The organism is Paenibacillus sp. Soil724D2 (assembly GCF_001427935.1).
In the GTDB taxonomy this organism is placed as follows: Bacteria; Bacillota; Bacilli; order Paenibacillales; family NBRC-103111; genus Paenibacillus_E.
The window spans coordinates 129,272-142,057 of sequence record NZ_LMRY01000001.1 but is presented as its reverse complement, the minus strand read 5'-3'; the positions used below and the strand labels follow the sequence as shown (position 1 = coordinate 142,057).

Annotated in this window: 11 protein-coding genes; all 11 read left to right on the top strand. The window is 43.7% G+C overall.

Annotation, left to right across the window (positions count from 1 at the left end; genetic code table 11):
* Positions 1–123 precede the first annotated feature (123 nt).
* The 11 genes from dpsA to yfmF all read left to right on the top strand — a co-directional run bounded on the left by dpsA (position 124) and on the right by yfmF (position 12,783).
* Complete coding sequence (gene dpsA, locus ASG85_RS00670) at positions 124–1,023, top strand: dipicolinate synthase subunit DpsA (RefSeq protein WP_057301516.1); 900 nt, start codon at positions 124–126, stop codon at positions 1,021–1,023.
* On the top strand, positions 1,020–1,613 hold the full coding sequence (locus ASG85_RS00665; protein WP_057301515.1) for a dipicolinate synthase subunit B: 594 nt from the start codon (positions 1,020–1,022) through the stop codon (positions 1,611–1,613). The genes dpsA and ASG85_RS00665 overlap by 4 nt, the downstream gene beginning before the upstream one ends.
* A 36-nt stretch (positions 1,614–1,649) precedes the next feature.
* Entirely contained in the window at positions 1,650–2,687 is a 1,038-nt protein-coding gene (locus tag ASG85_RS00660; protein ID WP_057301514.1) for an aspartate-semialdehyde dehydrogenase, read from the top strand.
* Between the two features lie 51 nt (positions 2,688–2,738).
* Entirely contained in the window at positions 2,739–3,956 is a 1,218-nt protein-coding gene (gene dapG / locus ASG85_RS00655; protein WP_057301513.1) for an aspartate kinase, read from the top strand.
* A gap of 27 nt (positions 3,957–3,983) precedes the next feature.
* Positions 3,984–4,847 (top strand): 4-hydroxy-tetrahydrodipicolinate synthase, encoded by an 864-nt coding sequence (dapA, locus tag ASG85_RS00650; RefSeq protein WP_057301512.1) that lies wholly within the window; start codon positions 3,984–3,986, stop codon positions 4,845–4,847.
* 170 nt (positions 4,848–5,017) lie between these two features.
* The gene (locus ASG85_RS00645) at positions 5,018–6,694 is read left to right on the top strand and encodes a ribonuclease J (protein ID WP_029195262.1); all 1,677 of its coding nucleotides are present in this window, start codon (positions 5,018–5,020) and stop codon (positions 6,692–6,694) included.
* Between the two features lie 218 nt (positions 6,695–6,912).
* A complete protein-coding gene (locus tag ASG85_RS00640; RefSeq protein WP_057301511.1) occupies positions 6,913–7,647 on the top strand; it encodes a ClpP family protease in 735 nt (244 codons plus the stop codon).
* A complete protein-coding gene (locus ASG85_RS00635; RefSeq protein WP_057301510.1) occupies positions 7,644–7,883 on the top strand; it encodes a YlzJ-like family protein in 240 nt (79 codons plus the stop codon). The genes ASG85_RS00640 and ASG85_RS00635 overlap by 4 nt, the downstream gene beginning before the upstream one ends.
* Positions 7,884–7,947: 64 nt before the next feature.
* Positions 7,948–10,497, top strand: a complete 2,550-nt coding sequence (locus tag ASG85_RS00630) for a DNA translocase FtsK (RefSeq protein WP_060645117.1) — start codon at positions 7,948–7,950, stop codon at positions 10,495–10,497.
* A gap of 124 nt (positions 10,498–10,621) precedes the next feature.
* Entirely contained in the window at positions 10,622–11,401 is a 780-nt protein-coding gene (gene sleB / locus ASG85_RS00625; protein WP_057301508.1) for a spore cortex-lytic enzyme, read from the top strand.
* A gap of 101 nt (positions 11,402–11,502) precedes the next feature.
* A complete protein-coding gene (gene yfmF, locus ASG85_RS00620) occupies positions 11,503–12,783 on the top strand; it encodes an EF-P 5-aminopentanol modification-associated protein YfmF (RefSeq protein ID WP_060645116.1) in 1,281 nt (426 codons plus the stop codon).
* Positions 12,784–12,786 lie beyond the last annotated feature (3 nt).

Here is a 12,786-nt window from a genome sequence, read left to right as displayed (position 1 = left end):
CTCTCTTCTAATTGAAGGGGGGCTTTTTGTTTTCCAAGGAACTGAGCACGGAAAGTCACCCATCCTTAGGCGAACGCATACTATAACGTATCGAAACGGACCGAGGAAGGGGTGTAAGCGAGAATGCTCACTGGGATTTCGGTTGCTATTATGGGTGGAGACGCTCGGCAGCTTGAAGTAATTCAGAAATTTACTGAACTTGATGCTACGGTGACATTAATCGGCTTTGACAATCTAGGGAGGCAATTTAGCGGTGTATCAAATGCTAGACTCGATCCCCTGCTGTTTCAGACCGTTGATGTACTTATTTTACCAGCTGTAGGTACGGATGATTCGGGACAAGTGGAATCTATATTTTCGAGTGAAGAGATGAGACTTACGGATGATCTTATTTCTTCACTGCCAAAGCATGCCAAAGTGTATACAGGAATGGCCAAAAGCTTTCTGAAAAAGCTTTGTGCTGCACATGGGATTGAGGTAGTGGAGTTATTCGAGCGTGATGATATAGCGATTTATAACTCCATTCCGACAGCCGAGGGAGCGCTAATGATGGCGATCCAGAACACTGATATTACGATCCACGGTTCAGTTAGCATGGTTTTAGGTTTTGGTCGTACAGGTTTTACAATGGCCAAAACTTTGCAGGGATTAGGGGCAACCGTGAAGGTTGGCGTGAGGAAACCGGAGCATTTTGCAAGGGCGTGGGAGATGGGTTTTCAGCCTTTTTATACAAAGGATCTGTACCCGGAAGTGGGGAATATTGACTTGCTTTTTAACACAATTCCGACTATGATAGTCACAGCGCAAGTTATTACTAATATCCCACATCGCGCGCTCATCATCGATTTGGCTTCTAAACCCGGTGGAACGGACTTCCGATTTGCCGAGAAAAGAGGCATCAAAGCGATGCTAGCGCCCGGTTTACCTGGCATCGTCGCCCCCAAAACAGCTGGCCGCATCATGGCAAACACACTCAGTCAGCTGATCGTGGAAGACTTCAAAGACAGGAGCGATGTGGAATGAATTGGCAAGGGAAAACAGTCGGATATGCTTTAACTGGTTCTCACTGTACGTTGGAAGAAGTCATGCCTCAGATTAAGAGATTTGTAGATGCAGGTGCTCGGGTCATTCCGATTGTATCGAATACAGTCATGACCACCGACACACGTTTCGGCAATTCAGCAGATTGGCAGCAACAAATAAAGGATATAACCGGAAACGAGATTATATCTACTATTGTAGCCGCTGAGCCTCTAGGTCCATCCAAGCTGCTTGATGTGATGGTTATTGCACCATGCACAGGGAACACGACTAGTAAGCTAGCAAACGCGATGACAGAGAGTCCAGTACTTATGGCTGCAAAAGCACAAATGAGAAATTTGCGGCCGCTAGTTTTAGCGATTTCGACCAATGATGGGCTGGGTTTGAACGCGATGAATATCGCTAAGCTTCTCATTACCAAAAACATCTATTTTGTGCCCTATGGTCAAGATGCACCTGGAGCTAAGCCAAATTCGTTGGTAGCTCGGATGGACTTGATTATGGAAGCCTGTGAAGCTGCTCTTGAAGGTAAGCAATTGCAGCCCATGATTATTGAGAGATTTCAATACTAATTCATATACAACATCTTGAAGGGGAGAGTCCAGCTCATGTCGAACCAGAAGCTTTTTAACGTTGCAGTCGTAGGCGCTACAGGTGCAGTAGGAGAACAAATTATACGTCTACTAGAAGAACGGAATTTCCCCATCAAGGAATTGAAACTACTTTCTTCCGCTCGTTCAGCGGGCGTAAAGCTTTCTTTCAAAGGTCAAGAAATAACCGTTCAAGAAGCGACACCGGAAAGTTTTCAAGGCGTTGAAATTGCTTTATTTAGCGCTGGTGGCGATGTTACGAAGGCATTAGCTCCTCACGCGGTTAAGGCGGGTACGATCTGTATCGACAATACAAGTGCATACCGCATGGATCCTGAAACACCACTTGTGGTGCCTGAGGTAAACGTTGAGAAAATTAACGAACACAAAGGTATTATTGCAAATCCGAATTGTTCTACAATTCAAATGGTAGCTGCACTCAAGCCACTATATGATCGTTATGGGATTTCCCGTATTATCGTGTCAACGTACCAAGCTGTTTCTGGAGCTGGTGCTAAAGCAATTAACGAAATGCTGAGACAATCGAAAGAAGTGCTTGAAGGAAATGATGCGAATCCGGATATTTTACCAGTCGGTTCTTTGCCAGTGAAACATCAGATCGCCTTTAATGCGATTCCGCAAATTGATAAATTCCTCGATAATGGTTTTACGAATGAAGAAATGAAAATGATTCTTGAAACGAAAAAGATTATGGGCGATGAGTCCATTGAAGTTACAGCTACATGCGTTCGTATTCCGGTTGTTTATGGACATTCTGAGTCTGTCTATGTTGAATTAAAAGAAGATTTCGACGTAGAAGAAGTGAAGACGTTACTTGCAAATGCTCCTGGTATTGTTCTTGTTGACAATCCGGCTGAGCAGCAATATCCGCTTGCTACAGATGCAGCAGGTAAACTGGAAACTTTCGTTGGTCGTGTACGCCGTGATTTGAGCAATCCGAAAGCGCTAAATATGTGGATTGTTTCTGACAACCTGCTAAAAGGCGCTGCATGGAATGCTGTACAAATTGCTGAATATATTGCTATAGAACAATAATCAGCAAGTATGACTGCGCTAATCATCATGCAGTGAATATGGGGGAAACTCATGCGAATCCTTGTACAAAAATTTGGGGGCACTTCGCTTTCCACCGCTGATGCCAGAGAACACGTTATTGGACACATTCAAGACGCACTTATCAATCATTATAAATTGGTTGTTGTTGTATCCGCGATGGGAAGAAAAGGAGAACCCTATGCGACTGATACGCTCTTAGACCTCGTTCGAAAGAACGGGGAGGGGGTGCCAGCGCGGGAACTCGATATGTTAATGGGCTGCGGAGAGTTAATTTCTGCGGTACATTTGTGCAGCTTGTTACAAGCAACAGGTATTCGATCTACGGTTTTGACAGGTGGGCAAGCTGGTATTCTTACGAATGATGTTCACGGTAATGCCCAGATAGTAGCTATGCAGCCAAACCGGATTCTGGAATTGTTGGAGCAAGATATGGTTGTCATTGTTACCGGATTTCAAGGTAAAACAAGTCAAGACGAATTAACAACATTAGGGCGCGGAGGTAGTGATACTTCGGCGACTGCTCTTGGGGCTGCCCTAAAAGCTGAAATTGTAGATATTTTCACGGATGTCAACGGGATATTGACTGCGGATCCACGGATTGTTGAGGATGCTAAACCGCTGGTTCGCGTAAGCTTCGCTGAAATCTGCAATATGGCACATAATGGTGCAAAGGTTATACATCCACGCGCGGTAGAAGTAGCCATGCAGGCCAATATTCCGATTCGCGTGCGATCTACGTTTTCCAAAGAAGAAGGAACGTTGGTTACAGCTTCAGACAGCATCCCCACAGATATGAGTCAAGTGAAGGATCGATTCGTTACGGGAATTGCTCATTTTACGAACATTACTCAAATTCATGTTGCTGCAGTTGAAGGTCAATTCGATCTTCAGCTTCGTGTATTTAAAACGATGGCGCTGCATCAGATTAGTGTTGACTTTATTAACGTCAATCCATCGGGAGTCGTTTATACGGTGTTCGATCATGAAGCGGAACGCGCTCTCAAACTGCTCAGAAGTCAAGGCTATGATCCTAAGGCCGTGAGTGGATGTGCGAAAGTTTCTGTGATCGGCGGCGGTATGAACGGAGTGCCAGGTATTATGGCGCAAATTGTTGAGGCATTAACGGTAGAGGACATACGTATCCTTCAATCAGCTGATTCAAATACAACGATTTGGGTACTTGTCCATGGTGTCGATATGATTAAATCTGTTAGGGCACTACATCATAAGTTCAATTTGTATAAGTGATTATGTAAGATTGAGGAGGTATAACTTTTGGATTTCGGAAGAGTAATTACAGCTATGGTGACTCCGTTTGATGAGAACTTACAAGTGAACTGGGAGCAAGTGGAACCATTAATTAACTATTTGATCGAAGAGCAGCAGTCGGATAGCCTTGTTATTTGTGGCACGACTGGTGAGGCACCAACATTGACAGACGATGAGAAGTTGAAGCTTATTGAGCTATCGGTTCGTTATGCCAGAGGGCGCTGCAAAATTATTGCAGGGACAGGAAGTTATGACACTCTGGACACTGTTGAATTTTCCCGAAAAGTGGAGAAACTTGGAGTCGATGCCTTACTGATCGTAGCTCCTTATTATAACCGCCCTTCCCAGGAAGGGTTGTACCAGCATTTTAAAGCAGTAGCTGAGTCTGTTCAGGTCTCGATTATGCTTTATAATGTACCTGGACGCACAGGAGTGAATTTGGATGCAGAGACAACAATTCGTCTATCCCAAATTCCGAATATCGTGGCTACCAAAGATTGCGCTAACACGGATCAATTAACACGTATACTTAATGATGCAGCTCCTAATTTCCTTGTGTACAGCGGGGATGACAGCAGTGCACTGCCTGCTCTAGCGGTAGGATGTCAGGGAATTATTAGTGTTGCTAGTCATGTGATTGGAAAAGAAATGCAATCTATGATAAAGTATTATTTAGAAGGTAACATTCAGCAAGCGGCAGAACTACATCGTAAGCTACATCCTGTTTTTACTGGCATTTTCCGTGTACCGAGTCCTGCACCAATTAAGCATGCTCTCGCACTGAAAGGCATTCAAACTGGAGGCGTTAGACTTCCGTTAGTTCGTGTATCCGAGCAAGAAGGACAATTCATTCAATCACTTTTTGTATGATAACGCCTAATGAATCGGTGCTTCCGGCATCGGTTTTCTTTTTTTGGGGAATCTAAAGTAATCGGTATTAACTTGTATTTGTTGTTTTTTTTCATGTATAATGGTTGCAAGTGACTAGTTCGGTTTTTTCATTTAAAATTCGTCGTCCAATCTAAGAAGGAGGTATATTCTTGTCCAAAAAAAATATTGATAAACTTTTGATCTTCGCTCTTGGCGGCGTGGGCGAAATCGGAAAGAATATGTATTGCGTTCAGTATGCGAACGATATCATCGTCATTGATAGTGGTTTGAAATTTCCAGAGGAGGACATGCTTGGAATCGACATCGTCATTCCAGACATTGGATACCTAACGGAGAATCGGGATAAAGTACGCGGCATTATCATCACTCACGGCCACGAAGATCATATTGGCGGCTTACCTTATGTGCTTAAGCATCTTAACGTTCCACTTTATGCAACTAAGCTTACAATGGGACTTATCGAAGCAAAGCTGAAGGAAGCAAATTTACTCGGTACTACGAACAGGATTCTCATTAATTCGGAATCCGTTCTTTCCTTAGGTGTTCTTACTGCATCTTTCTTCAAAACCAATCATAGTATTCCTGATTCTGTGGGTGTCGCTTTAGATACACCAGAAGGTGTTGTTGTTCATACAGGAGACTTTAAATTCGATCAAACTCCTGTAAATGATCAATATGCGGACTTGCATCGTATGGCAGAGATTGGGAAGAAAGGCGTACTTGCCTTGCTTTCCGACAGCACAAATGCAGAACGTCCTGGTTACACAGGGTCTGAGCGCAGTGTTGGGGTTGAAATTGAAGAAGTGTTCCGTAAAGCTAAGCAAAGAGTTGTTATTGCGACATTTGCATCCAATATTCACCGTGTTCAACAGGTGTTTGATGCAGCCGCAGCAACAAATCGCAAAGTAACGGTAATCGGTCGCAGTATGGTTAACGTGGTTTCGATTGCTAGCGAGTTAGGGTACTTGCACATTCCGGATGGCATGTTAATTGAGCCAGAAGAAGTTAACAAGCTTGCTGCTGATCGCGTTGTGATTCTTTCCACAGGTAGCCAAGGAGAGCCAATGTCTGCTCTTACAAGAATGGCACGTTCAACCCATCGTAAAATTGATATTTTACCTGGTGATACGGTCATTATTGCGGCAACTCCAATTCCGGGGAATGAGCGTTATGTAGGCCGTACCGTAGATGAGTTATTCCGTATTGGCGCTAATGTGATTTACGGTCCAGGTTCTGTTACTGGCGTACACGTATCAGGTCATGGTAGTCAAGAAGAATTGAAGTTAATGCTCAATCTTATGAAGCCTAAGTACTTTATTCCGATTCATGGCGAATATCGCATGCTGCGTCAACATGGCATCCTAGCCGAGTCTGTCGGCATTCCTAAAGAAGATATATTCATGTGCGATATCGGTGACACGGTAGAAATTCAAAATGGTGTTGCTCGCAAAGGATCTAAAGTTCAAAGCGGCAACATTCTGATTGATGGACTGGGTGTTGGGGATGTAGGCAACATTGTGTTGCGTGACCGTAAATTACTGTCTCAGGACGGAATCCTTGTGGTCGTAGTTACTCTCAGCAAACAAGATGGCAAAATTTTATCTGGACCAGATATTATTTCTCGCGGATTCGTGTATGTACGTGAATCTGAGGGTCTCTTGGAAGAAGCCAATCGTATCGTAACGAATACGTTAACGAAATTAATGAATGAAAATGTAAATGAGTGGGCATCTTTAAAAACAAACGTGAAAGATGTTCTCGGACGCTTTTTATATGAACAAACCAGAAGAAGACCGATGATCCTTCCTATTATCATGGAAGTCTAGGCTCGAACAAGTCACTTGAACCTATGCAATAGTAAAGCTCTCTCCATAACTGGAGGGAGCTTTTTTTCATGTGTTCGTAGGGTGCGAATGCATGAAAGTACGCAAATTTATTCATACTATGGGAGATTATGAACAGTACATGCAAAGTTTGCTAGCACAATGCAGTTCAAGCTTACAAAGCTGTTTTTGCAAAAGCAAAACTCGAAGGGGGATTTTCAGTGGCAGCACCCACAGGACCGAAACAACAAGAACCGGAAACGGAAGAAGGTAAGAAAAACGCAGTCCTCGAAAACATTCAACAGTTAGGTCAAACAAATACGCTTTCTGGCGAATCTAATATTTTCTGCCTTACCATTATTGGACAAGTGGAAGGACATATTGTTCTCCCTCCCCAGAATAAAACGACCAAATATGAACATCTAATTCCGCAATTAGTCGCCGCAGAACAGAATCCGAAGATTGAAGGCGTTATGATTATTTTAAATACGGTAGGGGGAGATGTAGAAGCAGGACTTGCCATAGCAGAGATGGTAGCTACACTATCGAAGCCTTCCATTGCTTTGGTACTAGGTGGAGGGCACAGCATTGGTGTTCCCATTGCAGTATCAGCGGACTACTCGATTATTGCCGAAACGGCAACGATGACGATTCACCCCATTCGATTAAATGGTTTAATTATTGGAGTCCCACAAACATTTGAATATTTGGATAAAATGCAAGAACGTGTTGTGCGGTTTGTTACGAAGCACTCTAATGTAACAGAAGAAAAGTTTAAAGAGTTAATGTTTAAAACCGGAGAGTTAACAAGAGATATTGGGACGACGGTTATTGGTATAGATGCCGTTAAATATGGCTTAATAGATCAAGTTGGCGGTATTGGTGATGCAATCCGAGAGCTTAATCAGCGTATAGAAATTAAGAAATCAGCAGCGAACGGAGGCATCGTACAATGATACATTACTCCGTTATACCGATGGATGTTATTTTTGAAGGAATGGAGACTTATGAACCCAAATTTATCGAAATCGATCAGGGTGGAGTCAAAATGCAAATTGAACCGATTAGTGGCTTTCAGGCACGAATTGTCAGGCTCTTTAGCTGTAATCCTCAGGATTATTTGAATAATCAATATGCCCCTGGAACTATTATTTCATATAGTCCTGTAGCAGAGGCGACTTTAACTTTCTAGCTTGACCTTCCTGTATCATCCCCCAAGTCAAATATGGTATAATGTGGACTTGGGGGTGGCAAGCGTGGCGAAACGCAAGAAAAAAGGTAAGGCTCTAAAAACAAGCTTGTTATTCGAGTTATATGGTATTCTCATTCTAATCTTCTCGGTCATTGCACTTGCTCATCAAGGGCATGTCGGGAATTCGTTGATTTACCTTTTTCGATTTTTTGTGGGAACGTGGTATTCACTTATACCGCTGATTTTCATATATGTGGCCTTATATGCGATGATCAAGAGAGCATGGCCACAGATGGTTACGCCCAAGAAAGCTGGCATACTGCTGTTCATTCTTGGACTACTAATCAAAAATCATATTGATTTGTTCGCTCAATTGTATCCTGATGGCGGTTTCACGTCGGGCAAAGTCATTGCGTCGACATGGAATGCCATGTTAGATGGTCTGCATCCAACAGAAGCAGGCAAATCGGCACTGGAGCATGGTATTGGCGGCGGGATGATAGGCGCTATGCTATACAGTGTCCTTTACTTTCTGTTCGATTATTTGGGCGCTCGATTAATCCAATATGCGCTATTTGTCATGGGCTTTATCCTGGCAACTGGGATTTCTTACGTGGACGTTGGCAATATCGTGAAGGGTCGATTCAGTAATGTTGGCCAAAATTTTAAAGATAGAATGAAAGAGTGGCTGCAGGATCGCGAAACACGTCAGCCCCAAACAGTCTCCGCGGGTGCTAGTGCAACTAAGGCGAAGAAATCCTCTTATGTTCCTGTTGATGATGAATTCGATGAAGAGGTTTTCCAGCCTGTTAAACGGGCGAAGAAAACACCACTTTTTATGGAGCTGCTTCGTCCTAATAAGGAAAGTAGGAAAAAGGCTGCAGTCGAGAATGATTCAGAAGCAGATGAATTAAATGATTTAGATGCAGCTGATGAAACCGAGCAGGTTCTTTATAAGTCAAGCGCCAAGCAAGCTGCTGAATCAGATTCACCACCCACAGATCAACCAATCACACCTATTATTCGTGATTTTCAAGAGCAGGTTTTTCAAGAAGCTCAGCAGGCAGTCAAACATCCTGCGTCTTCCTCTACAGCGCCGGTCTCTAAAGTACAGGGAGCAGGGGCTGTTGAAACGGATGAAGAGCCAGTTACGTTAGAATTTCAGGAGAATGTGCCGATTGTACAAACACGGCCATATGAGATGCCTTCACTTGATTTATTAGCAAAGCCTGCTGTTGGCAAAGGCAGTGAGATGGCAGACTATAAAGCAAATGCAAGGAAGCTCGAAGCCACCTTGGAGAGCTTTGGCGTTCGTGCCAAGGTGCTGGAGGTCGTCAGAGGCCCTGCCGTGACACGCTATGAGATACAGCCTGACGTGGGTGTGAAGGTCAGCCGAATCGTCTCCTTGACCGATGATATCGCATTGGCGCTTGCTGCTAAGGATATTCGGATGGAAGCGCCGATTCCTGGTAAAGCTGCGATCGGCATCGAGGTGCCGAATCTGGAGGTTTCGATCGTAACCATGCGTGAAGTCATGGAAACATCCGCTTTTCAAGAATCCAGCTCGCGGCTATCAGTTGTACTTGGGCGTGATATTTCTGGACAACCAATCGTCGGAAATTTGGCAAGAATGCCTCACTTACTTGTAGCTGGAGCCACCGGTTCAGGCAAATCCGTCTGTATTAATGGAATTATTACGAGCATTTTGTATAAAGCAAAACCTAATGAAGTGAAGTTTCTTATGATCGATCCGAAGATGGTTGAATTGAATGTCTACAATGGGATTCCACATCTGCTGGCACCAGTTGTAACTGATCCTCGACGAGCTTCGTTAGCGCTTAAGAAAGTCGTCGTTGAGATGGAAAAGCGTTATGAACTATTCTCGAAAAGCGGAACGCGAAATATTGAGGGCTACAACGCGATGTTGACAGAAAGCGGAACAGCTGTTCCTCTGCCATATTACGTGGTCATCGTGGACGAGTTAGCCGATTTAATGATGGTTGCTGCTAATGATGTGGAAGATTCTATCACCCGACTTGCTCAAATGGCACGCGCAGCGGGTATTCATTTGATTATTGCTACACAACGACCATCCGTTGATGTTATTACGGGCGTGATTAAAGCGAATATTCCATCGCGTATTGCGTTTGGTGTTTCGTCTCAAGTAGACTCACGGACCATTTTAGATATGGTCGGCGCAGAGAAGCTATTAGGCCGAGGAGACATGCTTTATTTGCCAGTAGGCGCGTCCAAACCTGTTCGTATTCAGGGTGCTTTTTTATCTGACCAAGAGGTTGAACATGTGGTTGGCTTTGTACGCACGCAGGAGCAGGCGAATTACCAAGAAGAAATGGTCCCGCATGTTGAAGAAATGCCGGAGCAGCAAAATGAATTTGAAGATGAGCTGTACGACCAGGCTGTTCAAATTGTATTGGAAGCCAAGCAAGCCTCCGTTTCCCTGCTGCAGCGACGTATGAGAGTCGGTTATACACGTGCGGCAAGGCTGGTTGACTCGATGGAAGCCAAAGGGGTCGTCGGCCCGTACGAAGGCAGTAAGCCTCGAGAAGTGCTGATGTCGATTGAACAGTACCATCATAATCGGATCAGCTCCTAGATTTAAATATACGATTAGACGAGCACTCTCCTCAGGAGAGTGTTTTTTTTGTATAAACAGTGAGCTCCTTTCTCATAATAAGCAAGAAAAGGCTGTAATTTGAAAAGTGAGGTTGAGAAGGGGAATGAATAAACGATTAATTGTACTTACATTCTGTATTGTTTTCGTACTAGTTGTCGCTTTTCAGTTGAAAGGAAAGTTCAATCCACCTGCAGAAGAAACGTTTAGTAAAAATGAAGTGCGTTATGGAGCAACTGGAGCTGACGTCAACGAATTGCAAGGTAGATTGAAGTTCATTGGTTTCTATAGCGGCAGCATAGACGGAGATTATGGGTATAAAACTTTATTGGCAGTGAAGCGATTCCAAGGTGAGTTTGGGATGAAAGTAGATGGCGTTGTAGGTCCCAAGACCAAGCTTAAACTGTGGGAAGCCACGAAGAATTGGAAGCCTACAGCACCAACAACAGCAGGACAGGGAAGCGCAGGCAATGAAACTGCAACTTCAAATCAAAAGCCAGCCAATTTGCTGCCATCTAATAACCTAGGCTTATCTGAGCAGGATATTAATCTGATGGCGAATGCCGTGCATGGCGAGGCTCGGGGAGAACCTTATATTGGTCAAGTAGCCGTAGCAGCTGTTATATTAAATCGTGTGAAGTCAGCAAGTTTTCCTAATACGGTTTCTGGTGTTATCTTTCAGCCTGGCGCTTTCACAGCCGTAGCAGATGGCCAAATTTGGTTAACACCAAACGAATCTACGAAAAAAGCCGTAAAAGATGCGCTTAATGGATGGGATCCTACGGGCGGTTGTATCTATTATTTCAATCCGGTAACAGCAACTTCCAAATGGATTTGGAGCAGGCCGCAAGTCAAAAATATTGGGAAGCATATTTTCTGTAAATAATTTAGACATGGACAAGGAGAAGGAACCAGCGTTGGTTGCTTCTCCTCTTCGTATAGGAATATAATGGATTTATATTACCGATAAAGAAGGGAGACCGACCTTTGAAGCATATACAATTTGAGCGCACTACATGGAATCATATACGTTTACATGTGCTGCCGACAGATCGGTTTAAAACATTTGCCATTTCAGTGTACATAGGCCGTCCTCTAGAGGAAGAAACGGTCACGAGTACCGCATTAACACCATTTGTACTTCGTAGAGGAACGGAATTACGCCCAGAAACGAAGCAATTTCGAGAATATTTAGATGATTTATATGGTGCAGGATTCGGTTTTGATATTTACAAACGGGGCGATTACCAAATTGTTCAGCTGCGTATGGATATTATCAATGACCGATTCGTGAAATCAGCGCAATCTTTATTAAAACAGGGACTTGAATTCGTTGGAGAAACTTTGACAAAGCCAGCGCTCGAAGAGGGACATTTTCGCAACAAATATGTCGATGCTGAGAAGCAGACTCTACAGAAGCGCATAGAATCAGTCATTAATGATAAAATTCGTTATGCGGCTGAACGTTGTATCGAAGAAATGTGCAGTGATGATCCTTATCGGCTTCACCCATTGGGTAAAATTGATGATTTGGACCCTATCAATGCCGAGCACCTGTACGAACAATATAAACACTGGCTTCAAACGGCACCTATCGATATTTATGTCGTCGGGAATACGACTCTTTCTGAAGTAGAGGAAATTGTAAAGCAGGCATTCTCCATTGAACGTAAACAGGATGTGGGGTATGTAACATCTGCCCCGCGGGGGACAACAGGAGATGTTAAAACAATCGTTGAACGCCTGGATGTTAATCAAGGGAAATTGAACATGGGATTGCGTACCAATATTTCGTATCGAGATGAGCAGTACCCAGTAGCTCTTATGTATAATGGCGTTCTCGGAGGTTACCCACATTCCAAATTGTTTACGAATGTTCGTGAGAAAGCGAGTCTGGCCTACTATGCCTCGTCTCGGTTTGATGGTCACAAAGGCATTTTGACAATTCAATCGGGGATTGAAATGGCGAATTATGAGAAAGCGGTTGATATCATTCGTAAGCAGCTGACTGCCATGGAACAAGGTGAGATCAGTGATATTGAATGGAATCAAACCCGAGCCATGATTGCCAATCAACTGCGCGAAATTCAGGATTCCGCATTTGAATTAATTTCATTTGACTTTAATGCTATTTTATCTGGAAAAGAACGTACGGTTTCAGGTTTGATTGAATCTGTAGAGCAGGTAGATATTGCGGCTATTGCAGAAGCTGCCAAACGTGTTCAACTGGATACGATATACTTTTTGCGGGACCAGAAGGGAGAGTAGAAG

Coding starts and splice junctions, on each gene's coding strand:
- sleB (WP_057301508.1), top strand. CDS start 10,622: ATGAATAAACGATTAATTGTACTTACATTCTGTATTGTTTTCGTACTA.
- ASG85_RS00635 (WP_057301510.1), top strand. CDS start 7,644: ATGATACATTACTCCGTTATACCGATGGATGTTATTTTTGAAGGAATG.
- ASG85_RS00660 (WP_057301514.1), top strand. CDS start 1,650: ATGTCGAACCAGAAGCTTTTTAACGTTGCAGTCGTAGGCGCTACAGGT.
- dapG (WP_057301513.1), top strand. CDS start 2,739: ATGCGAATCCTTGTACAAAAATTTGGGGGCACTTCGCTTTCCACCGCT.
- ASG85_RS00665 (WP_057301515.1), top strand. CDS start 1,020: ATGAATTGGCAAGGGAAAACAGTCGGATATGCTTTAACTGGTTCTCAC.
- dpsA (WP_057301516.1), top strand. CDS start 124: ATGCTCACTGGGATTTCGGTTGCTATTATGGGTGGAGACGCTCGGCAG.